Below are 26,417 nucleotides of genomic sequence, written 5' to 3'. Positions count from 1 at the left end.
GTGACCACCCTACTCATGGCCGCGGCGGTCACCGGGCGCCGCGCGGGAGGGGCCTGGCCGGCCCGGACGGACGACGTTGCGCCAGGGGCGCAAACCGAGCAGTGCCTCGGCATTGTGCGCTATCAGGGCGGCGTAGCCGCGTGGCCGGCCACCCGCCGCGTGCGGGCTGATGATCACGTTGTCCAGCCGCCACAGCGGTGACGTGGCCGGCAGCGGCTCGGTCTCGAAGACGTCCAGTGCGGCGCCGCCCAGCGACCCGCTGGCCAGCGCCTCGGTGAGCGCCGCCTCGTCGACGGTGCTGCCCCGGCCGACGTTGACCAGCCACGCGGTGCGGGGGAGCAGCCTGATACGCCGGGCGTCGAGAACGTGCCGGGTGCCCGGCGCGTCCGGGAGGATCATGAAAAGCAGGTCGGTCGCGGGCAGCAGTCCGTCGACGTCGTCCTCGGCGACGACGCGGAAACCGTCGCGTTCGCCTGCCATGCGCGCCACCCCGGTGACCTCGGCCCCGAGCATCCGCAGGTACTGGGCGAGTGTCCGGCCGATCCCGCCGAACCCCCACACCAGGCACCGGGCGCCGGCCAGTGTGGTGAGCTCGCGGGCGTTGTCGAGGTCCTGCAGCCCGCCGCGGTCGCTCCACTCACCGGCCAGTTGGGCGCGGAGGAGCAGGTCGAGCCTGCGGGCGGCGGCCAGGCCGAGCATCAGGGCGTGCTCGGCCACCGGCGCGTCGTGCAGGCCCGCACCGTTGCAGATGACGACGTCGTCGTCGAAGCCGGCCGCGGTCAGTGCCTCGTAGCCTGCGCCGAGCGTCTGGACCCAGCGCAGCCGGGGCAGCCGCGGGACGGCGGCGCGGATCCAGGCCGCGCTGGAACCCCAGAGCACCAGCCCCTCGGTGTTCCCGGCCGACACGGGCAGCTCGGCCCTCGGGTCGTATGCGACCGCACGAACGCCATCGGGCAGCGCGATCGTCATGTCGACGGTGGTCGGCAGCAGGATCTCGACGGAGCCGGTCATCGGTCAGTCCTCCACCTCAAGAGTTCGGCGGCGCTGCCGCACCTTCGGCAGCGCCGTGCTCAGCAGTACCAGGACAGCCAGCCCGAGCAACACGACGGCCGTCGGCGACGACACGAAGATGCCGAACCCGCCGTCGGACAGGACCAGCGACCGGCGGAAGTTGGTCTCGAAGATCGGGCCGAGGATGAACGCGAGCACGATCGGCGCCGGTGGAATGCCGATCCGCCGCAGCAGGTAGCCGAGCAGGCCCGACACCACCATGACGGCGACGTCGAAGGTGTTGCCGTTGATACTGTAGGCACCGACGATCAGCACGGCCAAGGTGAGCGTGGACATCACCGCCACCGGGATCTTCGCGATCCGCACGAACACCGGCAGCAGCGGGATGTTCATGACCAGCAGGATCAGGTTGCCGATCACCATCGAGCCGACGACGCCCCAGAAGATGTCCGGGTGCTCGGAGATGAGGTCCGGCCCTGGGGTGACGCCCTGGATGAGGAGCGCGCCGAAGATCACCGCGAGCACGCCGTTGGGTGGGAACCCGAGGGTGAGCAGCGGGATGAACGTGGAGATGCTCGCGGAGTTGTTGGCGGTCTCCGGACCGGACACCGCCTGTGGCGCGCCGTGTCCGAACTTCTCCGGGGTACGGGACGCCTTCCGCTCGACGCCGTAGGAGACGAGCGACGCCAGGACCCCACCACCGCCGGGAACCAGGCCGAGCCCGGTGCCGATCAGCGAGCCGCGGCCGATCGCCCCGGCGTTGTCCTTGAGGTCGCGGGCGGTGGGCAGCACCCGCCCGACGTGCTGGGTGGTCGACTCGCCGCGCCGGTTGTTCGCGATGGTCACGAGGATCTCGCTGAGGCCGAACAACCCCATGATGACGGCCACCACGTCGATGCCGCCCATGAGTTCTGGCACCCCGAACGCCCACCGGCTGGCCCCGCTCATCGGGTCCTGGCCGATGGATGCGAGCAGCAGGCCGATGCCGACCGCCACCAGCGACTTCGTCATCGTCCCCGCGGAGGTGTAGGCGACCAGGATCAGACCGAGGAAGGCCAGTACCGCGTACTCGGGGGAGCCGAAGTTCAGCGCGAAGTCGGCCAGCGCCGGCGCGAACAGCACCAGGCAGCAGGTCGCGACCATCCCGCCGACGAAGGAGCCGATCGCGGCGAGCCCGAGGGCCCGGCCTGCCTGGCCCTGCTTGGCCATCTCATGCCCGTCGATGGTGCTGACCACCGACGCCGCCTCACCGGGGATGCGCAGCAGGACCGAGGTGATGGTCCCGCCGTACATGGCGCCGTAGTAGACCCCGGCGAGCAGGATCACCGCGGTGGAGGCGTCCAGCCCGAACGTGATCGGGAGGAGCAGCGCGACGGTCGGCGCCGGGCCCAGCCCGGGCAGCACGCCGACCATCATGCCGACCGACACGCCGAGCAGGACGAAGAGCAGGTTCTCCGCGCCGAGCGCGAGTTGTAGACCGTCGAGGAGGTTCTGGAGGACGTCCATGGTCACCGGATCCCGGTCAGTGCGCCCAGCGGGAAGGGCACCTGGAGCAGTTCGATGAAGACGACGACGATGCCGGCGGTGATGGCCACCGCCCCGATCAGACTGCGCAGCACCGATGTCCTGGTGACGAGGACGAACCAGTAGAAGCAGCTCAACGCTGTCGTGACGGTGAGTCCCAGCAGCGTCAGCAGCGACGGCGTCAGCGCGAGCAGCGGGACGGCGACGGCAACCGCCACCGCGTCGGCGCGGGTGATGCGGCTGACCTCGTCGACCACGATGCGCGGGTTCACCAGCGCCGTCACGACGAGGGCGAGGGTCGCCACGGAGACGATGCCGATCCAGAACCCCGGCGCGGGCCGCGCCGGGGTGCCGAACTCCAGTGTCGTGAACGCGCCGACGGTGGTGACGGCCGCCAGCACGGTGAGGACGGCGAAGCCGATCCGCCCGAACCGCAGGTCGGCTGTGTTGACGTCGGTGTCAGCGGGGGCGGTCATGTCAGCCGCGGCCTTGGGCGTAGTCCGACGCGGCCTGGTGCAGCAGCTCGTCCACCTCGGCACCGGCGACGAACTCGCTGGGCGCCACGCCCTCGCCGAGCGAGCTCTTGACCTCCTCGGAGGACATGCAGGTCCGCATCGCGTCCTCGAGCGTGGCGACGACGTCGTCGGGGGTGCCGGGCTGGGTGGCGAGGAACCAGAAGGAATCGGCGTACGGAAGGCCGGTGTGGCCGAGGGACTCCAGCGTCGGCACGTCCGGCATCGTCTCGATCGGCTCGGTGACGGCCGTGGCGAGCGCGCGGACCTCGCCGGAGGCGATCCGCGGAAGCACGACGCCCGCGTCGGCGGACAGGTACCCGGCCTGGACCTCGCCGGAGACGACCGCGGTCATGGTGCCGCCGTTGCCGTCGAACGGAACCGGTTCGATCCCCAGCCCGCTGGTGGCGATCAACGCGTCCGCGGAGATGCCGGGAACGCTGGTGGCGCCGGGGATGCCGAGCAGTACGGTCCCGGACTCGGCGGCGGCGAAGAAGTCCTCGGCGGTCGTGAACGGTGAGTCCGCGGGGACCACGAGCACGATCGGGGCGGTGCCGATCATCCCGATCGGCCGGAAGCTGTCGACGTCGTAGCCGACGTCGCCTTCCAGGATCGGCGGCAGCACGGCGTTGGCCGCGGTGGTCGACACCAAGGTGTAGCCGTCCGCCTCCGCGCGGGCGAAGACACCGTTGCCGACGGCGCCGGAGCCGCCCTCGCGGTTCTCGACGACGACGGTGGTGTCGAGTTCCCGCTCCAGACACGGCGTCAGCACCCGGGTGGACAGGTCGGTGGACGAGCCTGCCGGCACCGGGACGATCACGGAGATGTTCCGGGACGGGTACTCGCCGGAGGCCGGGGCCTCGGTGAGCGAACAGCCAGCGGTGAGCAGCAGTGCTGCCGCGGACAGGGCCGGGATGGGGGAGAACCTCATTGTTCGAACCTTCCTCGAGCACGGACTCGGGTTATGTGGATACGCCTGGCGGGAACACGTAGGTGTCGATGTCGGGGATGCGCGGCAGCCACTCCTCGGCCCAGCGCTGTTCGATGCCGTCGCGCCAGGTCGTGGCGGCGGCGGTCAGCTCGGACACCACCTCGGGATGGCCGGCCGCTCGGTTCATCGTCTCGCCGGGGTCCTCCGCGAGATCGGCCAGGAAGACGGGCTCGGCAGGCGGCAGCCCCTCTTCGAGCTGTCCATTGAGGACCAACTTCCAACAGCCCTGCCGTACGGCCGTCTGCGCGCCCTGTTCCCAGAACAGCCGGTCGTGGGGTGAGGCCGCGCCGTCGGCGAGCACAGGGAGGACGTCGCGGCCGTCGAGCTCGTACCTCTCGGGTTTGCCGCCTGCGGCGGTGAGGACGGTCGGGAAGACGTCCATCGCCGCCATCGGCTCGTCGATCACCTGTCCCGCGCCGATCACGGCGGGCCAGCTGACGGTGCCGGGCACGCGGATGCCGCCCTCGAACAGGCTGAACTTGTGGCCCTTCAGCCCGCCGGAACTGCTGCCGCGGTAGGGGGTCTGTGTTCCGTCCAGCCAGTTGCGGATCTCGCGGGAAGGCCCGTTGTCCGACATGTAGGCAACGATGGTGTTCTCACGCAGTCCCTGGCGGGTCAGCTCGTCCAGGACGGAGCCGACGGCGTCGTCCAGCGCGCTGATCATCGCCGCCATGATCATCTGGTCCCATGGCAGGTGGTCGAACCGCTCCTTGTACTTCGCGGGCGCGTGCAGCGGATAGTGCGGGGCGTTGAACGGCACGTAGAGGAAGAACGGCTCGGCCTCCGCGGCGGCACGGCGGACGGCGCTCGCAGCCCGGCCGGCCACCAGGTCGGTGAGGTACTCGCCGTCGTGGTAGATCTCCGACCCGTTCTCCCACAGGTCGTGCAGGGGCGTGCCGAGGTGGGTCTGGCCGTTCATGGTGACCCGGCGGTTGTTCGGGCTGTAGTGGATGTGCGAGTAGTAGTCGACCGCGCCGGCCAGGTGCCCGAACGTGCTGGCGAACCCGTGTGCCTCCGGGCGCGATTCCGGCGTCAGGCCAAGGTGCCACTTGCCGACCAGCTCGGTGTGGTAGCCCAGTTCGCTCAACGCGGTCGCGAGCGTCGGCACGTCCTGGGTCAGGCCCGGCGTCGTCCGGTAGCCCTGCAGGATCGACCGCACGCCTGCGTTTCCCGGATACCGCCCGCTCAGCAGAGCCGCCCTTGACGGCGAGCACACCGGCGAGTTCGAGTACCAGTTCGTCAGCAGGGCGCCCGAGGCCGCCAGCTCGTCCAGCCGTGGTGTCCGCACCGTCGGCGAGCCCATGCACGACAGATCGCCGTAACCGTGGTCGTCTCCGACGAAGATCACCACGTTGGGCCGGTCAGGTCGGACGCTCGCAGCCATCGATGTGCACTCCCTTGTTACTGGCGATTGGCTCGGAAAGGTAGCACCTAACGGTGAAAGATACAATCTTTGCGTCTCGTATCGGACCCGATACGTCAAATGCCGCATCTGCTGCCGACATATGACCGAGCTGTCGTGGCCCGGTACGACCGTGGTCTCCGCCGTCGAGGACGCAGGCGACGTGACGACCCCGGCGTCGTGCCGGTTGACCATGCGCGTCGCCGATCGCGTCGACTCCGGTGTGGTCACGGTCTGGGTGTACTTGCCACTGCACACCTGGAATGACCGGTTCCAGGGTGTCGGGGGTGGCGGGTTCCTGGGCGGCGATCCGGCGCGCCTGATCGACCCGCTACGCGCAGGCTATGCCGCTGCGGCAACCGATGGCCGGCCCACGCCGGCTCGACCGCTGACTTCACACTCAGTCCCGACGGCAGCCTCAACTGGCCCGCGATCAAGGACTTCGGTTACGAGGGAATCCAGGACATGACCACCACCGCGAAAGCGATGGTGCACGCGTTCTATGGAAAGAACCCCGCCTACTCCTACTTCAACGGTTGCTCGACGGGCGGTCGGCAAGGAGTGATGGAGGCGCAGCGCTATCCGGACGCCTACGACGGGATTCTCGCCGGGGCGCCGGTCATCAACTTCCCCAAGATGCAGACCGGTCAGCTGTGGGGCCAGGTGGTCATGCTGGCCGAGGACAACCCGGTGGCGGCCTGCAAGTTCGCGGCGGCGGTGACAGCCGAGGTCGACGCGTGCGACACCGTGGGCGATGGTGTTCGCGACGGTGTGATCGGAGACGCGCTCGCCTGCCGATTCGATCTGTCCACATTGATCGGACAGGTCACGCCCTGTGGCACGATCACCGCGGCCGACGTTGCGGTCATGGAGAAGATCCGGCAAGGCCCCCGCAGGCAGAACGACGACTTTCTCTGGTACGGACTCTCGCCTGGTGCACCGTGGATGACCCCGACCTGTCCGCCTTCCGTCGTGCGGGTGGCAAGCTGCTGCTGTGGCACGGAGAAGCGGACTTCGGAGTGCCGTTTCAGGGCACAGTGGACTACTACGACCGGGTCAGGTAGGAACTCGGTCCTGGTAGGACACAGCAGTTCGTGCGGCTGTTCCTTGCCCCAGGGGTCGGCCACTGCCGCGGCGGCGCCGGGCCACAGCTGACTGATCCGCTGGGCGCCCTGGTCGGCTGGGTCGAGCACGGCAAGGCCCCGCGGACCTTGGACGCGGCGCGCACCGGGCCCGATGGCGACGTCACCGGAACCCGGCCACGGTGTGCCTGTATCCCACCGTGGCCGAATGGACCGGCAGGGGAGATCCCGCCGACGGCTCGACCTACCGCTGCGTACCGGCACACAGGAAGTAGAGCGGACTGCCTTCTTCACACACGAGCCCCTGGCCGGCAACGCTGCCGGCCAGGGGCCTCTTTGTGCTCTCAGCCGTCGGACTCCGCGGACGGGATGTAGGCGCCGGGAACGTCGTTCGGCGCGTAGATCTTGTCCTCACCCGGGTAGGGCTTGGTCCACTCGTGCGCCTCGTACCACCCGAGGTGGTTCATCTGCGCGGGGTTGGTGGAGTCGGCCTTGGCGTCGGGCCCGGTGACCCGCTGCTGCGCCTTCCAGTCAGCCCACTGCGCCGCGACCGCCTGCTTGTCCGCGGGCACCGTCACCGACGGCACGGCCGCGGCGGCCGGGTTCTGCGCCGCCGGAACGTCGGCGCCACAGGCAGGCAGGGTCTTCAGGCCCGCGGTCAGCGAGGTCCGGTTGGGCAGAGCGGTGAACGGCGTGAAGTCGGGGTTCTGGGTGAATGCCCCACGCATCGGGGTGGCCGCGCTGTCCTTCTGGTTCATCGGCTTGATCCCGAGGATCTGCTCGATGGTCCGGATCATCGTGATCTGCGAGTAGTAGTGGCTGTCGACGACGCCGTGCCGGGCCCAGGGGCTGATGATCTGGATCGGGGCACGGTGGCCGTCGACGTGGTCGACACCGGCCTGGGAGTCGTCCTCGACGATGAAGATCGCCGAGTCCTTCCAGTACGGGCTGTGCGAGATCTCGTCAACGATCTTGCCGGTGGCGAGGTCGTTGTCCGCGACCTGAGCCGCGCCGTTCGGCGGACCACCGGTGTGGTCGCTGGAGAGCCAGAACATGTTCAGGTTCGCAGGCCCGTTCTTCTCGAAGTCACGCTTCCAGATCTCGTACCGGTAGATGTCCGGAACACCGGTGTCGAACTTCGGGAAGCCGTGCACCGACACGTCGTTGAGCGACGGGATCGGCGACGACGAGACCATCGGGTAGGCCGTGTCCTGCCCGGTAGCCGCCATGTTCTTGGTGTCGCAGTACAGGTTCTGCCAGTTCGCGCCTGCCGGTTTGGTCAGGAACTGCTGGAACTCACCGAAGTTGCGCACGGTCTTGCCCGCCGCCTGCGCACCGGTCCAGATGAAGCCGGTCCGCTGGTGGCCGAGAGCGTCGTCCTCGGTATCGTAGCTGCGCTTGTACTCACCGGCCGAGGACTCGGTGTACTCGGGGTTGTCCGACTGCATGAGCCAGTTGTGCCCCTCGGCGGAGTTCGTGCCGATGTCGTAGGTGTTGTCGTACAAGCCGAACTCCCTCGCCAGCGCGTGCTGGTTCGGCGTCACGTTCTCGCCGTACTGCGCGAGCGACGGGTCGCCGTTGCCCTGCGGGAGGTCACCGAAGACCTGGTCGTAGGTCCGGTTCTCCTTGACGATCAGGAAGACGTGCTTGATCGTCGACGGGTCTCCGAGCTTCAGCGGGACAGGCACCGGGCGCTTGTCGCCCGTGCCGTCGGACAGTGTTACCGAGCCGCCATGCCAGCCGTTCTGGGTGAAGACCTTGCCGGTCTCCGCCTTGATGTCGCCATCGCTGGGCAGTGTGAACCGCGTCAGGCTCGACGTCGTGTCGTGGGTACCGTGCGTGGCGCCGGTCGAGCGGCGGGCGTCGATACCACGGGTGTTGGAGACCACCACCTCGTTGCCGACGGTGGCGATCTCCGCGGGGAAGAAGTCCGTCGGGAGCAGGCCGACGTAGCTGACCGGCTCCAGTGGGGTCGTGTACCGGTAGACGGCGACCGCGTTGGCGCGGCCGAGCGTGACCAGCAGGTGACCGTCGTCGGTGAGCGTCACCGCGTCGGGCTGGTAACCCACCGAGGCTTCCGGCCACGGCTGGGTGGAAATAGTCTGGACCACCTTGTCGCTGGCGGTGTCGATGACCGAGACGTCGTTGGTCGCGGTGTTGGTGACGAACAGTGCCCCGTTCTTGGCGTACATCGCGGTCGGGTGCAGACCGACGTCGACGCTGCCGACCGTGGCGGCCGGGTTCGCCAGGTCGATGACGCTGACCGTGCCGGTGGTGGTGGCAGCGGTCACCTGGTCGGCAGGAACCTGGGTGTGGTACGAGTTGATCGTGGGCTCGCCAGGCTTCGCCGGACGCCCACCCTCGTTGCTGACGTAGAGTGTGTTCCCTACCTTGACCAGGTCACGCGGGGCATTGCCCACGGCCCAGCTCTGCTGGATGGCCCCGGTCGCCGCGTCGAGGGCGACCACGCGGTTCTGGCCGTTGACCGCGGCGTACACAGTGGACCCATCGGGTGCGAACACGGCTGCACTGACCAGCGCGTGCCTGGGCCCGTCCGCCGGGATCGAGACGAAGGTCGGGTTGGCGAGAGTGCCGTCGGGGTTGACCGTGAACCTGCGGTAGCCGTCGGTCTGCCCCAGCCACAGCGACTTACCGTCGGGCGAGTACGTGGGGCCTTCCTGGCCGACGTCGTTGGCGGGGATCCGCAGACCCGCCGCCGCGTTGTTGCCGACGTACTGCTGCACCGTCCATGTCTTCAGATCCACGATGGCAAGCGCCATCCCACCGTCGGCGACCGAGGCCGCGACGTGGGTGCCGTCCGGGCTGAGCGTGGACGACATGATCTTGCCCCTGTTGAGGACGAGGCGTTGACCGTACGGGGCGATGTACTGGTCGGCGGACACGACCTGGCCGTTGTCGGTGGTCTGGCCGACCTGGTCGGTGCCGAACTGGTGTGTCTGTGCGAAACCGATGCTGCCGCCGACTGCGACGAGGGCGAGCGCGGTGGTGCCGGCGGTCGCGAGGCGTACTCGGCGGCCGGTGAGTTGACCGAGAAGGCCTGACCGGTCCTTCTCGGCACGCCGTCTACGGCGCGTTACCTGCATTGAGTCATCCCTTCGATGTGGTGGAGAGCAGTTCGACGTTGCCGTCGAACTGCCAGAGCGGGTTGGGTTGGTCCCCGGTCGGGGTCCGCACCTGGAAGTAGCCGTTCACTTCCTTCGGTCCGTCGCCATCGGCGACGTACCGCCCGTCTGACATGACGTCGAGTTGGTAGATGGCCGATCCGGTGGCCTCGACGCCGGGGAGATGCCACGAGACGACGCACCGCCAGTCGTTGCCGGGGCCCTGGGCTGCGACCCGGCCGTCGCCCTTGGTGCAGGCGACCGTGGTGGCGAGTTGCTCCTCGGTCACGTCCGGCCGGTTGAGCTGCTGGGCTTGCTGGCGGTAGAGGTGGGCGAACGCCGTGGCGATCGACTGTTGCAGCTTGTCCTGCTCGATCCCGGAACCCATGGCCGGGGTCGATGCGGCGATGATGCCGACCGTGACGGCGAGGAGTCCGGCCAGCGGCAGGGTTCCGACGGTGAGTGCCCGCCGACCCGAACCGTCGTAGCTGAGGTTGGTGAAGTCGCGCCGCAGGAAGACCAGATAGGCCAGCACGGTTGCAACGGCGGTCCACAGCAGACTGACCCCGATGCCGATCAGGAGCGGACCGACTTGTGCCGGGCTGGTGAACAGGCCGTTCCACGCGATGAAGGCGTAGCTGGGCAGGGCGAGACGGACGGCGACCGGCAGCGGCAGCGTCTGGGCGAGCGCCATCGCGAGGGCGACGACCGCGGGCAGGAGCAGGCCTGCCGGTGACCGTCCTAATGCGACGGACCCGAGTAGCCCGATCGCGGCGAGGGCCAGTGTCGGGGCAAGCACGCAGACCCACGCGAGCAGGACCCGCCCGGCGGCATCAGCAGGGGCCAGCAGGTGGCCGTCGAGGCCGACCAGGGGCCGGTTGCCGACCGCCACGACCCCGCCGACCGTGCTGGACACGGCCATCCCGGCCACGAGCACCAGGATGACAGTGAGGCTGGCGAGCGCCTTCGCCACGAAGATCCGCCGGTACGACCGGACCGCCACCAGCAGGTGGCGCCAGGTGCCGAGCCGGTCCTCGGCGGCGAACGCGTCACCGGCGACCACCGAGGTCAGCAGCGGAAGTGCATACGTGCCCGCGAAACCGAGCATCACCAGCGGTCCAGCCCACCCCGTGGCGTTCATCCAGCGACCGAAGAGGGTGTCGACCGGTAGCGAGCTCTGCTGGCTCACCGCGGCGACGAACAGCGCGGGCGCGATCCAGCAGGCGAGCACCAGCAAGCGAATTCGCCACTGCGACAGCAGTTTGACCAACTCGAAGCGGTAACCACGCGCCACCGAGACCGGGCGGGCAGCGGGAGCAACGGGCTCGGCGATCGTTGCGGTCATCAGGTGGACTCCTGCTGTTCGGTGAGGGCGAGAAACGCGGCTTCCAGCGGCGACACCACGGGTGCCAGCTCGCGCACCGCGATGTCCGTGCGCACGAGCGCCGCCACCAGGTCGTCGAGGGCGGGCAGCAGAGCGCGCACCACGAGCAGCCCGGTGTCCTGCCGGGTTCCGGCAGCGGGGTCGTCGACGAGGTGGAGACCAGGCAGGTCACTGATCAGCCGGCGGGCGGCGTGCGGGGCGGAGGTGCGGAGTCTGTAGTCGAGTTCGCGATCCTCGGTGGAGAGTTTGGCCAGCGCTCCGGTGAACACGACCTGCCCCACGGCGAGGATGGTGATCTGGGAGCAGAGTGCCTCGAGGTCGTCCATCCGGTGGCTGGAGAGCACCACGGTCGACCCGTCCGCCGCGAGCCTGGTGAGGACCCCGTACAGGTGTTTCTTGCCGGCGGGGTCGAGGCCGTTGAAAGGCTCGTCGAGTACCAGCAGCCGGGGACCGGTGAGCAGGGCGGCGGCGAGCCCGAGGCGCTGGCGCATGCCGAGGGAGAAGCCCCGGACCCGGTCGTCGGCGACGTCGGTGAGCCCGACCCGGTCGAGCACGTCGTCGATTCCCGTCGTGCGCGCACCGCGGCCGCGGAGCGCGGCCAGCGCGGAGAGGTTCTGCCTGGCCGTGAGCGAGGGATAGAGGCCGGGCCCGTCCACGAAGCCGGTGACACCGTCGGGAGCGGCCAGCGCCCGCCCGACCCGCGTCCCCAGTATCTCGAGGCTGCCCTCGTCGGCGACGGCCAAACCCAGCAGCAGGCCGAGCAACGTCGTCTTCCCGGCGCCGTTCGGCCCGACCAGCCCGTGAATCTGCCCCTGTGCCACATCCAGGTCGATGCGGTCGAGCGCGAGGACATCGCCGAAACACTTGGTGATGCCACGAGCCCGGACTGCGACGGGTGTGTCCATAGCGCCCTTTCCGTTCGTGAACCGGTCACGAAACTTAGGCACAGGAAATGACGCGAACAGGGGTCGCTAATTGAACAGTCACGAAACGGGGGTCGACTGGAAATCGTCGGCTGAAAACTCCCCGGAACAGCTGGTTTGTCCATTTTTCTGGGGTTTTCTCTGCCATGTCCAAAACGGGCTGAATGACACGCGCCAACCGATACGTACTACTGAAAACGGCCAAGTGTCCCTGCAATTGTTCCCACTTCGCCCGATTAATCCGCGGTGCTCCATTCGATTCAACATATCGTTGAACGCATTTCGGAGCGTGCGGATCGTGGAACGGCGGGCGGGCCTCCAGCGTGGAGGACCGCCCGCCGTCGTCGGCCGGCTCAGGCGGGTGCGACTGCCGCCTCGGTCGGCCGGGACCGCAGGCCCAGCCAGGTGGACAGGAGGGTGGCGCCGAAGGTGAGTGCCGCCGCGGCGCCGGTGACCGCCAGGTAGATGGCGATCGGACCCTTCGGCAGCAGCGAGCCGTCCGTGACCAGGGTGAACGGCAGCAGTGTCGTGAACGCCACCACCGTGCCGAGCAGGACGCCGATGACCGTGGTCATGCCCGCCTCGACCGTCATCATGCGCAGGACCTGGCCTCGGGTGGCGCCGGTCAGGCGTTGCAGGCCGAACTCACGCCGGCGGGCGGTCGTCGACATGACCAGGCTGTTCACCACCGAGATGGCCGTGTACGCGATGATCATGCCGGCCATCAGGTAGTTGATCCACGCGCCGAGCTCCTGGTCCTTCGCGTAGCTCGTGACCAGGGTGTCCCGGTCCACCACCGCAAGGCCGGGCGCGACACGGGCGAGTGCCAGCGCCACCGTGGCCGGGTCGTCGGTGCGGATTGGTTACGCCACCCCGGGCGAGGGCAGTTTCGTTGTCGCCGACAGTGAATCACTGGCCGGCGTGATCGCCGAATTCGAGCGCGCCAGCAAGCGTTCCCGCGTGATCGCCGCCGATTTCGCACTCGACGACACCAGGACGCATCCCCAGGCCGGCGATGTCAGCCTGCGGTTCATCCACCTGCTCCTGATCGAGGATTTCGCCCGTCACGCAGGCCATGGCGACATTCTCCGGGAACAGATCACCACCGCACGATAAGCCTCGTTGCCGTGGCGTTATCGGCTCAGGCCATGGACACCAGGCGTGCTCCACCGTCGGCTTCGATGACCGTGCCGGTGATGTTGGCGTTGGTTGCGGCCATGGCGACGACGTCGGCGATGTCCTCGGCTGTGGCGACCCGGCGGGCGGGGAGTGCTTGTGCGGCTTGGGCGAAGTAGTCGCGTCGCGCATCCTCGGGTAGGGCGTTCCACCATGGAGTGTCGACGAAACCGGGGGACACCCCGTTGACCCGGATGGGGGCAAGCTCCACGGCGAGCGGTTTCACCAGTGCTTCGACGGCTCCGTTGATGGCTGCGATGCCTGCGGTTCCGGGCATTGCGGCGCGGGCTGTGATCGCGCCCAGCAGGGTGATCGAGCCGGTGGGGGCGAGGTAGGGCAGCACCGCCTGGATGGTGGTGATGTGGCCCCAGAACTTGGCGTCGAAGGCGCGCCGGAGCATGTCCAGGTCCAGTTCGGCGATCGGCCCCGGACCCTCGTTTCCGCTGAGGGTGATGACGAGCCAGTCGATCGTGCCGATCGTTTCGGCAACGGCGGTGATCGCATCGCGGTCGCCGCCGTCGGCCTGGTGGCCGATCAGTGCCGGATCGGTCGTGGCGATGGTGTCGAGCCGCTCCTTGCTCCGGCCTCCGATGTGGACGGTTGCGCCACGGTCGTTCAGGCGGCGGGCGGTGGCCAGGCCGATGCCCGACGTTCCGCCGACGATCAACGCGGTGTGCTTGCTCATCGTGATCTCTCCAGAAGGTCAAAATCGAACCGATACGTCTCGGTTTGATTTAAGCTAGCATGGGTGCCGATGAGCGACCAACCTGTTCCAGTACGCCCAGGACGCAAGCGCAGCGAGGAGAGCCGGCTGGCAATCCTCACCGCCGCGTTCGAGCTCGCCTCCGAGGTCGGCTACGCGGGCCTGACGATCGAGGGCATCGCGGCACGATCCGGCGCGGGCAAGCAGACGATCTACCGCTGGTGGCCGTCGAAGGCCGACGTGCTGCTCGACGCGCTGGCCGTCAAAGCCGACCTGCACGTGCCCATTCCCGACGAAGGGGACTACACCGAGGACTTTCGCCGGTTCCTGACCACCAGCTTCGCCCTTGGCCGCAAGCAGCCGGTCGTTGACGCCCTCCGCGCGCTCATGGCCCAGGCGCAGATGGACGCCGAGTTCGGCGAGCGCTTCCGAACGGAGTTCCTCCAACGCCGTCGAGACGCGCTCCGGATCATCCTGGATCGCGCGCATGATCGCGGGGACCTGCCACCAGGACCGTCTCCGGACACCATCGCGGACATCGTGTTCGGCACCATCTGGTACCGACTTCTGGCCACCGACCGGCCTCTCGACAAGCGGCTGGCCGACGAACTCGCCACCATGCTCGCCCCGCCACGCCCCACCTCGCATTCGACCCGAAGGACACATGCGTGAACCGACAGCGGACGATCTTCGTCACCGGGGCCACCGACGGCCTCGGTCGAGCTCTCGCCCACCGGCTCGCCGCCGATGGCGCTGACCTGATCCTGCACGGCCGGGACGCCGGCAAGCTCGACCACACCGCGAACGCCATCCGCGACACTCATGGCGGGCACGTCCGCACCGTCGTCGCCGACCTGGCCGAGCTCGCCCAGGTACGCGTGCTTGCGGCGGACGTGCTGGACGTGACCGATCGGCTTGACGCATTCGTCAGCAACGCGGGCATCGGCAGCGGCCACCCCGACGGCCGCACCCGCCAAACCAGCGTCGACGGGCACGAGCTGCGGTTCGCGGTCAACTACCTGGCCGGGTTCCTGCTGACCCTGGAACTACTGCCCCTGCTGCGGCAGTCGGCACCCGCCCGCGTCGTCAACGTCGCTTCTCTCGGCCAGCACCCGCTCGATTTCCACGACCTGATGATCGAGCACGGCTACAACGGGACCCGCGCCTACGGCCAGAGCAAACTCGCCCAGATCATGTCCGGTTTCGAACTCGCCGAACGCCTGGCCGCAGCCCAGGTCACGGTCAACAGCCTTCACCCGGCGACCTACATGCCGACCAAGATCGTCCTGGACGAGATCGGTCACTCGGTCGACAGCCTCGACGCGGGCGTCGCCGCCACCCACCGCCTCATCGCCGACGGCGACCTCGCGACCACGACCGGCCGGTTCTTCAACCAAGCCCACGACGCCAAAGCCCACCCGCAGGCCTACCACGACCACGCGCGCCGCGAACTCTGGCAGCGCAGCCTCGAACTCGTCGACCACCCGGACATCAGGTGAAACGGGTGCGCAGTCAGAGCAACGTGTCGAGCGTGATCGGCAGGTCGCGAATGCGCTTGCCGGTGGCGTTGTAGATCGCGTTCGCCACGGCGGGGCCCGCGCCGGTGATGCCGAGCTCGCCGATGCCGCGCGCGCCCACCGGCGCGTACGGGTCGGGGATGTCGTTCCAGATCAGGTCGATCTGCGGGACGTCCAGGTGCACCGGCACGTGGTACTCGGCGAGACTTGCGTTCAGGATGCGGCCGTTGCGTTCGTCGAACTGGGTTTCCTCCATGAGTGCGAGCCCCAGCCCCATGATGATCCCGCCCCGGATCTGGCTGGCCGCGGTCTTGGCGTTGAGCACGCGACCGCAGTCGATCGACCCGAGGAAGCGGCTGACGCGGACCTCTCCGGTGACCTCGTTGACGCGGACCTCGCAGAACATCGCGCCGAACGAATGCATCGACCAGTTCATCATCTCGAGCGGTGGGGGACCGCTCGCCTCGACCGTCAGCTCGTCGCGCCCGGCACGGGAGAGGATGGAGGCGTAGCTCTCGTGCCGCTCGGGCTCATCGAGCTTGGCGAGACCACCGTCCAGGGTTCCGATCTCGTCGGCTTCGAGCCCGGCGAGCGGTGAGTCGTCGCCGACGAGCTTGAGTAGCTCGCCCACCAGGGCGTGCTGGGCGGAGACAACGGCTGCCCCGATCGACGCGCTCTGCTGCGAACCGGCGGCCGGCACGAGTCCCGGCAACGCCGAGTCGCCGTACTCGAACGACACCTCGTCCGGCTCGAGCCCCAGCCGCTCGGCGACCACCTGGGCCTGCGCGGTCTCGGTGCCCATGCCCATGTCGTGCGCGGCGACCTCCACACGGGCGCTTCCGTCGTCGCTCAGCGTGATCCGCGCCGCGCCGCCGGGGAACCGCACGTAGGGGTGCGACGCGGCCGCACATCCCATGCCCACCAGCCATTCGCCGTCGCGGACCGAGCCGGGCACCGGGTTCCGCTCCGCCCAGCCGAACCGCTCGGCGCCCGCGCGCCAGGCCTCGACGACATGGCGCGAGGAGAAGGGCCGCCCGTCGGTAGGGCCGGTGGTGGGTTCGTTGCGGATACGCAGCTCGACGGGATCCATGCCCAGCGTTACGGCCAGCTCGTCCACCGCGCACTCCAGCGCGTGGACACCGACGGCGCCGCCCGGTGCGCGCATGCTGCCGTTGGCCACCATGTCGAGGTAGGCCATCTGCACGTCGAGCAGGAAGGTCTCCGCCGCGTAGTGGCTGTGCGTCGCCAGCACGAACGGCTCGGGCCACAGGTTGTTCCGGGTCGTCGCGTGCGTCCCGGTGTGGATGAGCGCGGTGAACCGGCCGTCCTCGGCCGCGCCGATCGCGACTCGCTGTTCGGTGCGTGCCCGGCCGCCGATCAGCCGGTACACGCCCTCGCGCGACACCGCGATCCGTACCGGGCGGCCCGCGATCCTTGCGGCCGCCGCAGCGAGAACCTGGTGCTGGCTCACGAGTTTCCCGCCGAAACCGCCGCCCACGAACGGCGACGTGACGTGCACCTGTGACTCGTCGATGCCCAGGATGTGGGCCAGCGTCCAGGCGGTGTGCGACACGATCTGGGTCGCGTCGTGCACCACCAGCTCGTCGCCGTACCAGGCCACCGTCGACGCGTGTGGCTCGATCGCGTTGTGATTGTGCGGCGGGGTGCGGAAGCCGACGTCCACCGAGACGGCGGCCGCCGACAGCGCGCCCTCCGCGTCACCGATCTCGAGGTGCAGCGGCAGTTGGAACTCGGCGGTGTCGGTGCCGGCTGCCTTCGCCTCGGCGAAGGAGGTGACGGCGTGCTCGGCCTGGTAGGTGGGGCCGACCAGCGACGCGGCGTGGTCGGCCTGCTCCTGGGTCTCGGCGAGGACGAGGGCGACCGGCTGGCCGTTCCAGTAGACGCGTTCGTCCTGCATGATCGGCATGGTGTCGCCGCCGCCCGCCTTCTCGCTGCTGCCGAACAGCTGCATCGGCCGCATCCGGGGTGCGTTGCGGTAGGTCATGACGAGCACCACACCAGGGGCGGCCTCCGCGGCGGCCGTGTCGAGCGTGGCGATCCGGCCCTTGGCGATGGTGCTGAAGACGAGCGCGGCGTAGACCATGTCGTCGAGTGGAAACTCGGCGGCGTACGGCGCCTTGCCGCGCACCTTGAGCGGGCCGTCGAGGCGCGACACCGGTGCGCCGACCCGTCCCCTTCGGGAGGCCAGCGGGTCGGGCCGCTCGCCGGACTCCCAGCTGTGCGGGCCCAGTGCGACCGGGCCCTCCGGCTCGGTGGTCACGGTGCTGTCGTGCGCGCTGCTCATGCCTGGCCTCCTGCCAGCTCGCCGAGTACGGCGGTGATGGTGCGTTTCGCGAGTTCGACCTTGAATCCGTTGTCGCGCAACGGAATGGCGTCGGCGAGTTCGGCCTCGGCCGCGGCGCGGAACGCCTGTGTCGTGGCGGGCCCACCTGTGAGCGCGTTCTCCGCCGTACGGGCGCGCCACGGCTTGGGCGCGACACCGCCGAGCGCCAGCCGTACGTCGGTGACTCTGCCGTCTTCCACGCCGAGTACCGCGGCGACCGACACGAGCGCGAACGCGTAACTCGCCCGGTCGCGGACCTTGCGGTAGAGCGAGCGGGTCTTCGGTGGCGGCGCGGGGAGTTCGACCGTGGTGATCAGTTCGCCCGGTTCGAGAACCGTCTCGATCTCGGGATGATCCCCCGGAAGCCGGTGCAGTTCGGTCAGTGGCACGGTCCGTGTGCCTGCGGCGCCCCGGAGGTGGACGTCGGCGTCGAGGGCGGCGAGCGCCACGCACATGTCCGACGGATGGACGGCGACGCAGGCCGACGAGGCGCCGAGGATCGCGTGTGTACGGTTGAACCCGTCCCTCGCGTCACAGCCCTGGCCGGGATTCCGCTTGTTGCAACGGAATCCGTCGGCGTCGTAGAAGTAGGGACAGCGCGTCCGCTGGAGGATGTTGCCGCCGACGGTCGCCATGTTGCGGATCTGCGCGGACCCACCTGCCAGGATCGCACGGGAGAGCACGGGATACCGGGTGCGCACGAATCGATGCTCGGCGACCGCGGTGTTGCGCGCCGCGGCACCGATCAGCAGGCCGCCGTTCTCGCGCTCCTCGATGGCCGAGGACAGGCCTGTCACGTCGACCAGCGCGGCGGGCCGCTCGATCGTCTCGCGCAGAAGATCGACCAGGTTGGTGCCACCGCCGAGATACTTCGCGTCGGTCGCCCCGCCGAGCCGAACGGCGTCGGCCGCGTCACCAGCCCGGGCGTAGGTGAACGGAATCATCGGTCCTCCTTCGCGTAGGTCTCGGTGATCGCGGCGACGATTCCGTTGTGTGCTCCGCAGCGGCACAGGTTTCCGCTCATCCGCTCGCGCAGCTCGTCATGGCTGGGCGCGATCTTCCTGGTCGACAGATCGCCCGTGGCGTAGCTCGGCACTCCGCGTTCCAGCTCGGCCGCCATGCCCACCGCCGAGCAGATCTGGCCAGGCGTGCAGTAGCCGCACTGGAAACCGTCGTGCTCGATGAACGCCTGCTGCAGCGGATGCAGCCCGTGCTCACCGGCCAGTCCCTCGATGGTCACGACGTCGCGCCCGGTGTACTGCACGGCCAGCGCGAGGCACGACACGATGCGCTCGCCGTCCACCAGCACCGTGCAGGCGCCGCATGCCCCCTGATCACAGCCCTTCTTCGTGCCGTGCAGCTCGAGCCTTTCTCGTAGCAGGTCGAGTAAGGACACACGCGGGTCGTCAGGGGGTTCGACCGCGGTTCCGTTGATTCGTATCGAAGCGGCATTGCCTGCCACGGAAACTCCTTCGACGGCTCGACGACCTTCGGGTAACCGGAACACTGATCCGATTATATGGATCGCTGTTCCGCTTCTCAACCTGTTGCCGTTCGGTGACCTATGATCGATCGGACGGAAAGAGGGTGACGTGGGTCGGGAACGGATCGAGCCCGGTGGTCAATCCGCGACCGTGGGAAGGCTGGAGGCGGCAGGCGGACCAGACGCGCCTGCTCGTCCGCTGCGGGCTGACGCGCAGCGCAACGTCGACGCGTTGCTCGCGGCCGCGAAGGCGGTGTTCGCGACCTCGGGGGTGAACGCCCCCGTACGAGAGATCGCGGCGAATGCCGGTGTCGGCGTCGGCACCGTGTACCGCCATTTCCCCCGCCGCTCCGACCTGGTCACGGCTGTGTTCCGGCGCGAGGTCGATGCCTGCGCCGACGAAGCCCCCGTTCTCGCGGCCGAGTACGAGCCCAGCGAGGCACTGGAGCGGTGGCTGTACCGGTACGCCGATTTCATCGCGACCAAGCGTGGACTCGCGGCTGCCCTGCACTCGGGTGATCCGGCCTTCGACGCCCTGCCCGCCTACTTCGAGAAGCGTTTCCGGCCAGCCCTCGGATCGCTGATCGAGTCCGCGGCGGCGGCCGGTGCGATCCGTGGCGACCTGGATGCCATGGACCTGCTCCAGGCTGTGGCCAACCTGTGCCTGCACACAGCGGGCGAGCGACCTGACCACACGCGCCGCATGATCGCCCTGCTCATCGACGGACTGCGTTATCGCGCGAGCGCCCCGCAGCACGCTCGCGGGAACTGGTGAGGTGTCCCCAAGGCCACCTTGGTTGCGCTGAACGCAAACCTTGGGGCCCTTGGGGGCGGTGCCCTTGCGCGATGGGGCTGCCGCCCCGCGCCGCGGTTCAGCACTGTCCGATACTGCGAGCATGGTCGAGGCTGGTCGGTATGCGGTTGCTGACGTGTTCTACCCGCCGGAGGGTGGCGCGGTCGCCGCGCTGTTGATCGCGGCCGACGCCACCTTCGGCACGGTGATCGCCGAACACGTTGCCACGCTGGACGCGGTAGCCGGGTACCGGCCAGGACACTTCGCCGATCGTGAACTGCCCGCCCCGCGCTCCGTCATGGCCATCGCCGGGTCCGTGAACCTGCTGGTGGTCGATGGCTATGTGGACCTGGACCCGCTCGGTCGGCCCGGTCTCGGCCGCCACGCCCACGGTGAGTTCGGCGTGCCGGTCATCGGGGTCGCCAAAACCGCATTCCGCTCGGCCACTCATGCGGTCGCGGTGTGTCGCGGCGCCGCGCGTAGCCCGTTGTACGTGACCGCTGCCGGTATGGCGATCGACCGTGCCGCCGATCTGGTTGGCCGTATGAGCGGCCCCCATCGCCTGCCGGATGCCCTGCGGCGGGTGGACGCGCTGAGCCGGTCTCGGCGTCCGTAAGCTAGATCCGTTTGACTGTCGCGAACCAGGCCGGTGCTCCGTCGTGGTGGTGTCTCGTCTGAATCCGGGGTGTGGGCCGGTGTCGGGACCATCGTCTTTGAAGCACAACCGCGGACGGCGACTCCTGCTGGACACTGGTCTCCGACCACGTGAGGACCCCGCATGGACCACGCATGCGCTCGACGGCGGACACAACCTCATGCGGGACGTGCCCAGCGAGTTGCTGAAGGTCCTGCTCGACATCGCTTCCTGACCACACCGGCTGGTTCACCCGCCGGTTTCGGATAGTCCGGTCAGGGCCTGCGGCAGTGGGCCCTGATGCAGGACGCCGAGGCGCTGGGTGGCGCGGGTGAGCGCGACGTAGAGCTCGGCCGCGCCGCGTGGGCCGTCGGCAAGGATGTGTTCCGGTTCCACGACCAGGACGGCGTCGAACTCCAGACCCTTCGTCTCCGAGGCCGCTACCGTGCCCGGCATTCCCGGTGGTCCGATCACGACGCTGGTGCCTTCCCGGCCGGCTTCGTCGCGCACGAATTCCTCGATGACAGCGGGCAGTTCGTCCTCGGTGACCTGCCTGGACCATGGCTGGACCCCGCAGGCGCGGACCGACTCCGGCGGTTGGACCCCGGGTGCGAACCCGGCGAGCAGGGCGGCGGCGACGGTCATGATCTCCGCCGGGGTGCGGTAGTTCACCGACAGCGACCGGTAGACCCAGCGGCCCGGCACGTACGGCTCCAGCATCGTGTCCCACGAGGTCGCTCCGGCCACCGACCGGCGCTGGGCGAGGTCGCCGACCACCGTGAAGGATCGGCCGGGGCAGCGCCGCATCAGCACCCGCCAGTCCATTTCGGACAGCTCCTGCGCCTCGTCGACCACGACATGCCGGTAGGTCCAGTCCCGGTCCGCGGCCGCGCGTTCGGCGAGGTCCCGGGTGTCCTGCTCGACGAAGCGGTCCGCCAGGTCCTCGGCGTAGAGCAGGTTCTCGGCCGCCAGCATGACGTCCTCGTCCATCTCCTCTCGGTCCAGCTTCATGACGTCCATCACCCCGGCCGCGTACTCGGCCTCGGCCTTCCGTTTCCGCTCGGCGACCCGCTCGGCGGCCTTGTCCGCCGTCTTGTCGCGACCCAGCAGGTCGATCAGCTCGTCGAGCAGCGGCACATCCGACACCGTCCAGGCGTCGCCGTCTGCGCGCCACAGCGCCTGGTCAGCGCCCATGGCTCGGAGCCGGTCGGGGGAGGAGTACAGCTGCGCCAGCAGTGTCTCCGGCGTGAGGATCGGCCAGAGTTCGTTGAGCGTGGCGGTGAACGTGTCGTTCTCCGCCAGCTCCGTGAGCAGACCCGCCCGCAGCCGTTCCCATTCCTCGCGGTCGTCCCGGGTCAGCCAGCCGCGGCCGATGCGGGCTATCGCGCGTTCGGTGAGCACATACGTGACGATGTCGGTGAACACCGCGCGGGCCTCGTTGTGCGGCAGCCCGCTCTCGCGCGCCTCGTCCCTTGCCCACTCCGCCGTCGCGGCATCGATCCGAACCATGACGCCGCCCAGCTCGACCGGCACGGGCTCCTCCGGCAGCCGCTGCCGGTCGGCGATCGCCGCCGCCAGCACGTCCAGGATCTTCAGGGAACCTTTGAGCCGCACGGCTTCCGGGGTGTCCTCTGTGGTGATTCGCAGGCCCGGCACGAGGTCGCCGGGGGTCATGAACACCACATCGGACTCGCCCAGCGACGGCAGCACGCGGCCAATGTGGTTCAGGAACGCCGGATTGGGCCCGACCACCAGCACACCGTGGCGTTCCATCCGCTCCCGCTGGGTGTAGAGCAGGTACGCGACGCGGTGCAGCGCCACCACGGTCTTCCCTGTGCCAGGGCCACCCTCGATCACCAGCACCCCCGGGTGGTCGAGCCGGATGATCTCGTCCTGCTCGGCCTGGATCGTCGCCACGATGTCGCGCATTCCCTCACCGCGTGGCGCGTTGACCGCCGCGAGCAGGGCGGCGTCCCCGCGCTCATCCCCGCCGGGGCGGCCGAACACCTCGTCGGTGAAACCGACCACGTGACGCCCGCGCGTGTGGAACTGGCGCCGCTGGCGCATGTTCTCCGGGGTCGCGCCAGTGGCGACATAGAACGCGCGCGCCGCCGGCGCCCGCCAGTCGAGCAACACCGGTTCGTAGGAGTTCTCCTCATCGAAAAGGCCGATCCGGCCGATGTAGGAATGTTCCCCCGACACGCTGTCCAATCGGCCGAAACACAGCCCGTTGTCCGCCACGTCCAGCCGCTTCGCCTGCTTCGCCAGTGCGCGCACCTGGTCGTCCCGTTCCATGGGCGTCCCGCCGTTTCCGCGCAACGCCGCCTCGTAATCACTCTTCACTCGCGCGCGCTCGGCATCGAGCCGCGTGTAGAGACCGGCCACGTAGCTACGCTCGGATTGCAATTCGTCCTCGTACCCCTGAGTTGACACATTCCCCTCACAGCGGCCGAATCCATAGTGGATTCTGCGCGTTTCTCGATTTGGTCGGTGATTCACGCTCGGCTGGCCGCGTCCAGCATCAGTTTCGCGGGCACCGTCGTCCCATCGGTGCGGATCATGTCGGCCACGGCGGTTGCTCGTTCGCGGGTCGCGGGGGACAGGGCCGTCCCGGGCGCGGCCGACAGGGACTCGGCGGTCAGAGCCGGACTGTCGTGTGCCACGCCGATGCCCAGGTCGGCCACCCGGCGGGCTTTCGACGTCCCCCCGTGACCCGTACGTCGACAACAGCACACGCACCCTCGCGACTCCCATTTCCGTAAGTTCCGGCTTCGGTCGGCGATTCTGCGGCACAACCCGGGTCTTGCCGCAAGCCCCCCTGTGCGCTATACCTTGAAAGGGAGGGGAGTGGGTTTCCTCCTTTCCAGCCTCGTTCCAGCTTCTCCTCCACCATCGGACGCTGCCCGCCGTCGACCTCCCATGATCCGGCGAACCGTCAACTTTATGAACGAAACGGTGGCCGATGCCCGCCCGGTGCCTAGCATCGCAGCCCGGCGCGAAGGCGCGCCGGGCTGAAGGAGGTCACCGTGGACACGAGTCAGTTACCGAGCCGCGCCGGGGGCGCCGGCGAACGCAAGCGCAGCCGGGGCAGGCGCCTGGTGTTGACCGGGCTGCTGGTCGTCGGCCTGGTCGGCGTTGCACCCGGTGCCGCGACGGCCGGCAGCGCACCCGCTGCGGCCGAGTGCCCTCCGGAGATCGCGGCGCAGGCGAGCTGCTACGGCGGGCAGGACCACAACGGTGCCTACTACACGATCGCCATCCCGGAAGACTGGAACGGCTCGCTGGTGATGCACGCCCACGGCGGACCCGACTTGACCGAAAGATCCGATCCGGAACGCAGTGGTGAAGACCTGGCCCGTTGGAGCGTCATGGTCCGCGAGGGCTACGCGTGGGCGGGCTCGTCGTACCGCCGCGGTGGTTACGGGACCCGGATGGCGGCAGCGGACACCGAGAACCTGCGCCAGCTCTTCGTCACCACCTTCGGCCGCCCGGAGCGGACGTTCGTGCACGGGCAGTCCTGGGGTGGCAACGTGGCGGCGAAGGTCGCTGAGATCTATGGATCCGCAAAGGACGGTCCGTATGATGGTGCCCTGCTCACCAACGGTGTGCTCGCCGGTGGGTCACGTGGCTACGACTATCGCGTCGACCTGCGCGCCGTCTACCAGTACTACTGTGGAAACCACCCGCGTCCCACCGAGCCCCAGTATCCACTGTGGATGGGACTGCCCCCGGGTACGACGATGACCAACGCCGATCTGCGGGGCCGGCTGCAGGAGTGCACCGGTTTCCAGTCGGCTCCGCAGGACCGCACGCCACGGCAGCAGCGCAACCTCGCCGACATTCTCGCGGTGACCAAGATCCCGGAGCGGACGCTCGAGTCTCATCTGCGGTTCGCGACATTGACGTTTCGTGACATCGTCCACAACAGACTGGACGGGCGCAATCCGTTCACCAATCGGGGTGTCCGCTACACCGGTTCGCACGACGACGCGGCGCTGAACGCCGGTGTCCAGCGGTTCTCCGCCGATCCCTCCGCAGTTCGGGATCTCTCGTTCGACAGCGATATCACCGGCGCCGTGCCGATCCCGGTGCTCACTCTGCACGCGATCGACGACCCGACGGCGTTCGTCGAGCACGAGTCGGCTTACCGGGCAAGTCTGGCTGGCGCGCGCAACGCCGGGGGCCTGGTACAGACGTTCACCCGGGAGAACGAGCACAGCTCGCTCAGCGATGCGGAGTACGCCAGCGCGATCTCGGCGCTCTCGGATTGGGTGAGCACGGGGCGCAAACCGACGCCTGGTTCCGTGGCGGCCTCGTGCCCGGCCTTCGACGAGATCTACGCCACCGGTTGCTTCTTCGACCCTGCATACGTTCCCGCCGACTACGCCTCGCGGGTCTACCCGCGACGCGGCTCCCAGCATTGGCCTGCGTTGACGGCTGCCAGGGAGACAGCGCTGAGTCGGCAGCCGGGCGCCGGAATCGCACCCTGACCCAACCGGCGTGCGGCCGGCCACTCGGTGGCCGGCCGCACCAACCCCGGTCACTGCTCCAGGTTCAGGATGCGGTTCTGGTAGAAGCGGACGATGTGGTCGGCCACGAGGTCGGCCGCGGCGTCATCAGTGGTTCTGGGCCACGACGCCACTGACCTCGTTGGGCACCTGCTCCAGGGTCGCCGTCGCCGTCTTCTCACCGGTGCCGAGGTCCACGGAGTGCAGGCGCCGCTCACCTGGGTCGGACACGAAGGCCGTGCCACCGCGCACGAAGAGCGCAGGGCGCGGTTCCTGCCACTCCAGCGGTTCCTCCCACTCACCGATCACCGGGATCGTGCGAACCACCTCGCCCCGTACCGGGTCGAGAACGTGGATCGCGCCGTCGGTGCCGAGCACGAGCGCCTCACCCGCCGGGCCCCTGGCGAGCGAGCGGAATGTGTAGCTGGCACCGAGGTCCACCAGCCGCAGGGCGCCGGTCTCGGTGTCGATGAGTGACACCTGCGTCGGGCGTTCCAGCTCGGCGTCCTTGTCCTGCTTGTAGTCACCGAGCACAATGGACGAACTGTCGGTGCCGGACTGGTTACCGATCCGGCCGTACTCGGTGGGGCTGTCGATCTTGGTGATGACGCCGTCACGGTAGACGAGAACGCCGTCCTCACAACCGATCACCACCGTCTCGCCCCGCGCCGTCGCCTCGCCGTGCACCCCGGGGCACTGCTCGTTGCGGACGATCTCGTTCCGCCCGGCGTCGAGCACCATGATCCCGGTGCGCTCCTCCTCGTTGCCGAGGGTGACCAGCAGCTCGCCGTTCTCCAGCTCGACCGCGACACCGTGGTGCGGCTCGGAGGTGGTGTAGGACGCCGTCTCCGGTGTGCCCGCACCCAGCTGGTGCGGGTCGAAGCTGAGGACCTCACCGGTGCCGTCGGAGAACAGCACCGTGCGCCCGGCGTGGCGCACCACGTGTCCCGGCTCCGCGCCGGGGAACTCCACATCGGTCAGCGTGGCGCCGGTGGCGTCGAGCACGCGGAACCCGTCGGAGGTCGACACCAGCACGTGCCGGTCGTCGCCCGCTGGGTTGAGCCGGTTGAAGCCGTCGAGCGCGAGGTCGGCCCTGACGTCGAGCGTGCTGCCGTCGAGCACGTAGATGCCGCCGTCGTAGGTCGCCACCACCGGCTCGGTGACCGTCGCCCGGCTCTGCCCCTGTTCCGCGCCGCCCTCCCGCGCGGCCTGTTCCTGCTCGCCGCTGCCGCACGCGCCGAGCGCGAACACCGCGGCTGCCGCTGTGGACAGTCCGGCTGCTCTGCGTGATCGCAGGCTGAGTGTCAT

The 26,417-nt window shown here is 69.0% G+C and carries 23 protein-coding genes and 2 pseudogenes; 9 read left to right on the top strand and 16 right to left on the bottom strand.

Features of this window, described 5'->3' with window-relative positions; genetic code table 11:
* Positions 1-9 precede the first annotated feature (9 nt).
* The 5 genes from ABZ863_RS18530 to ABZ863_RS18510 are packed head-to-tail and all read right to left on the bottom strand — an operon-like array spanning position 10 to position 5,422.
* On the bottom strand, positions 10-1,011 hold the full coding sequence (locus ABZ863_RS18530) for an NAD(P)-dependent oxidoreductase (protein WP_358536953.1): 1,002 nt from the start codon (positions 1,009-1,011) through the stop codon (positions 10-12).
* A 3-nt stretch (positions 1,012-1,014) separates the two neighbouring features.
* Positions 1,015-2,517 carry a tripartite tricarboxylate transporter permease gene (locus ABZ863_RS18525; protein ID WP_358536951.1) on the bottom strand — a complete coding sequence of 501 codons (1,503 nt, stop codon included), beginning with the start codon at positions 2,515-2,517 and terminating at the stop codon, positions 1,015-1,017.
* A 2-nt stretch (positions 2,518-2,519) separates the two neighbouring features.
* Positions 2,520-3,011, bottom strand: a complete 492-nt coding sequence (locus ABZ863_RS18520; protein ID WP_358536949.1) for a tripartite tricarboxylate transporter TctB family protein — start codon at positions 3,009-3,011, stop codon at positions 2,520-2,522.
* Between the two features lies 1 nt (position 3,012).
* The gene (locus ABZ863_RS18515; protein WP_358536947.1) at positions 3,013-3,978 is read right to left on the bottom strand and encodes a tripartite tricarboxylate transporter substrate binding protein; all 966 of its coding nucleotides are present in this window, start codon (positions 3,976-3,978) and stop codon (positions 3,013-3,015) included.
* A gap of 31 nt (positions 3,979-4,009) precedes the next feature.
* Positions 4,010-5,422 carry a sulfatase-like hydrolase/transferase gene (locus ABZ863_RS18510; RefSeq protein ID WP_358536945.1) on the bottom strand — a complete coding sequence of 471 codons (1,413 nt, stop codon included), beginning with the start codon at positions 5,420-5,422 and terminating at the stop codon, positions 4,010-4,012.
* Positions 5,423-5,863: 441 nt separating this feature from the next.
* Here ABZ863_RS18510 and ABZ863_RS18505 point away from each other — a divergent pair.
* A pseudogene (locus tag ABZ863_RS18505) lies at positions 5,864-6,325 on the top strand (tannase/feruloyl esterase family alpha/beta hydrolase); the annotation flags it as partial.
* A gap of 56 nt (positions 6,326-6,381) precedes the next feature.
* Positions 6,382-6,897 (top strand): annotated as a pseudogene (locus ABZ863_RS18500) (tannase/feruloyl esterase family alpha/beta hydrolase).
* Here the strand turns inward: ABZ863_RS18500 and ABZ863_RS18495 are convergent.
* From ABZ863_RS18495 to ABZ863_RS18480, 4 genes are all read right to left on the bottom strand, one after another.
* Positions 6,867-9,626: an alkaline phosphatase family protein gene (locus ABZ863_RS18495; RefSeq protein WP_358536943.1), complete on the bottom strand. Its 2,760-nt coding sequence runs from the start codon at positions 9,624-9,626 to the stop codon at positions 6,867-6,869. The pseudogene ABZ863_RS18500 and the gene ABZ863_RS18495 overlap by 31 nt on opposite strands.
* Before the next feature lie 4 nt (positions 9,627-9,630).
* The gene (locus tag ABZ863_RS18490) at positions 9,631-10,989 is read right to left on the bottom strand and encodes an ABC transporter permease (RefSeq protein WP_358536941.1); all 1,359 of its coding nucleotides are present in this window, start codon (positions 10,987-10,989) and stop codon (positions 9,631-9,633) included.
* Positions 10,989-11,933, bottom strand: a complete 945-nt coding sequence (locus ABZ863_RS18485) for an ABC transporter ATP-binding protein (RefSeq protein WP_358536939.1) — start codon at positions 11,931-11,933, stop codon at positions 10,989-10,991. Before ABZ863_RS18485 ends, ABZ863_RS18490 begins: the two co-directional genes overlap by 1 nt.
* Positions 11,934-12,304: 371 nt before the next feature.
* The gene (locus ABZ863_RS18480; RefSeq protein ID WP_358536937.1) at positions 12,305-12,787 is read right to left on the bottom strand and encodes an FtsX-like permease family protein; all 483 of its coding nucleotides are present in this window, start codon (positions 12,785-12,787) and stop codon (positions 12,305-12,307) included.
* Between the two features lies 1 nt (position 12,788).
* Here ABZ863_RS18480 and ABZ863_RS18475 point away from each other — a divergent pair, with 1 nt between their 5' ends.
* Positions 12,789-13,067: a DUF664 domain-containing protein gene (locus ABZ863_RS18475; RefSeq protein ID WP_358536935.1), complete on the top strand. Its 279-nt coding sequence runs from the start codon at positions 12,789-12,791 to the stop codon at positions 13,065-13,067.
* Positions 13,068-13,092: 25 nt separating this feature from the next.
* On the opposite strand, the gene ABZ863_RS18470 is transcribed toward ABZ863_RS18475, so the two are convergent.
* Positions 13,093-13,812 carry an SDR family oxidoreductase gene (locus ABZ863_RS18470; RefSeq protein ID WP_358536933.1) on the bottom strand — a complete coding sequence of 240 codons (720 nt, stop codon included), beginning with the start codon at positions 13,810-13,812 and terminating at the stop codon, positions 13,093-13,095.
* 69 nt (positions 13,813-13,881) lie between these two features.
* Between ABZ863_RS18470 and ABZ863_RS18465 the strand changes: the two genes are divergently transcribed.
* Together ABZ863_RS18465 and ABZ863_RS18460 are read left to right on the top strand one after the other, a co-directional pair.
* Positions 13,882-14,502 (top strand): TetR/AcrR family transcriptional regulator, encoded by a 621-nt coding sequence (locus ABZ863_RS18465; RefSeq protein ID WP_358536930.1) that lies wholly within the window; start codon positions 13,882-13,884, stop codon positions 14,500-14,502.
* The gene (locus ABZ863_RS18460) at positions 14,499-15,329 is read left to right on the top strand and encodes an SDR family NAD(P)-dependent oxidoreductase (RefSeq protein WP_358536928.1); all 831 of its coding nucleotides are present in this window, start codon (positions 14,499-14,501) and stop codon (positions 15,327-15,329) included. Before ABZ863_RS18465 ends, ABZ863_RS18460 begins: the two co-directional genes overlap by 4 nt.
* A 13-nt stretch (positions 15,330-15,342) precedes the next feature.
* On the opposite strand, the gene ABZ863_RS18455 is transcribed toward ABZ863_RS18460, so the two are convergent.
* Genes ABZ863_RS18455 through ABZ863_RS18445 form a run of 3 tightly spaced genes read right to left on the bottom strand, consistent with a single transcriptional unit; the run spans position 15,343 to position 19,153 of the window.
* Positions 15,343-17,652 carry a xanthine dehydrogenase family protein molybdopterin-binding subunit gene (locus tag ABZ863_RS18455; RefSeq protein ID WP_358536926.1) on the bottom strand — a complete coding sequence of 770 codons (2,310 nt, stop codon included), beginning with the start codon at positions 17,650-17,652 and terminating at the stop codon, positions 15,343-15,345.
* Positions 17,649-18,635 (bottom strand): xanthine dehydrogenase family protein subunit M, encoded by a 987-nt coding sequence (locus ABZ863_RS18450; RefSeq protein WP_358536924.1) that lies wholly within the window; start codon positions 18,633-18,635, stop codon positions 17,649-17,651. The genes ABZ863_RS18455 and ABZ863_RS18450 overlap by 4 nt, the downstream gene beginning before the upstream one ends.
* Positions 18,632-19,153: a 2Fe-2S iron-sulfur cluster-binding protein gene (locus ABZ863_RS18445; protein WP_358536922.1), complete on the bottom strand. Its 522-nt coding sequence runs from the start codon at positions 19,151-19,153 to the stop codon at positions 18,632-18,634. The genes ABZ863_RS18450 and ABZ863_RS18445 overlap by 4 nt, the downstream gene beginning before the upstream one ends.
* A 130-nt stretch (positions 19,154-19,283) precedes the next feature.
* Between ABZ863_RS18445 and ABZ863_RS18440 the strand changes: the two genes are divergently transcribed.
* The 3 genes from ABZ863_RS18440 (at position 19,284) to ABZ863_RS18430 (ending at position 20,836) form a co-directional block, all read left to right on the top strand.
* Positions 19,284-19,949, top strand: a complete 666-nt coding sequence (locus ABZ863_RS18440; protein WP_358536919.1) for a TetR/AcrR family transcriptional regulator — start codon at positions 19,284-19,286, stop codon at positions 19,947-19,949.
* A 121-nt stretch (positions 19,950-20,070) separates the two neighbouring features.
* Entirely contained in the window at positions 20,071-20,583 is a 513-nt protein-coding gene (locus tag ABZ863_RS18435; RefSeq protein ID WP_358536916.1) for an endonuclease V, read from the top strand.
* A 97-nt stretch (positions 20,584-20,680) separates the two neighbouring features.
* The gene (locus tag ABZ863_RS18430) at positions 20,681-20,836 is read left to right on the top strand and encodes a hypothetical protein (protein WP_358536914.1); all 156 of its coding nucleotides are present in this window, start codon (positions 20,681-20,683) and stop codon (positions 20,834-20,836) included.
* Positions 20,837-20,850: 14 nt separating this feature from the next.
* Here ABZ863_RS18430 and helR read toward each other — a convergent pair whose 3' ends face one another.
* Both helR and ABZ863_RS18420 read right to left on the bottom strand, forming a co-directional pair.
* Positions 20,851-23,034, bottom strand: coding sequence for an RNA polymerase recycling motor ATPase HelR (gene helR / locus ABZ863_RS18425; RefSeq protein ID WP_358536912.1), 2,184 nt, complete (start codon positions 23,032-23,034; stop codon positions 20,851-20,853).
* Between the two features lie 62 nt (positions 23,035-23,096).
* Positions 23,097-23,285 carry a hypothetical protein gene (locus tag ABZ863_RS18420; protein WP_358536910.1) on the bottom strand — a complete coding sequence of 63 codons (189 nt, stop codon included), beginning with the start codon at positions 23,283-23,285 and terminating at the stop codon, positions 23,097-23,099.
* Between the two features lie 342 nt (positions 23,286-23,627).
* Here ABZ863_RS18420 and ABZ863_RS18415 point away from each other — a divergent pair, with 342 nt between their 5' ends.
* Entirely contained in the window at positions 23,628-25,091 is a 1,464-nt protein-coding gene (locus ABZ863_RS18415) for a hypothetical protein (protein ID WP_358536908.1), read from the top strand.
* A gap of 126 nt (positions 25,092-25,217) precedes the next feature.
* On the opposite strand, the gene aztD is transcribed toward ABZ863_RS18415, so the two are convergent.
* Complete coding sequence (gene aztD, locus ABZ863_RS18410) at positions 25,218-26,417, bottom strand: zinc metallochaperone AztD (protein ID WP_358536906.1); 1,200 nt, start codon at positions 26,415-26,417, stop codon at positions 25,218-25,220.

The organism is Saccharomonospora sp. NPDC046836 (genome assembly GCF_040645195.1).
In the GTDB taxonomy this organism is placed as follows: domain Bacteria; phylum Actinomycetota; class Actinomycetes; order Mycobacteriales; family Pseudonocardiaceae; genus Prauserella_A.
Note: the sequence above shows the minus strand (reverse complement) of the source record. Positions and strands in the feature narration are given on the sequence as shown.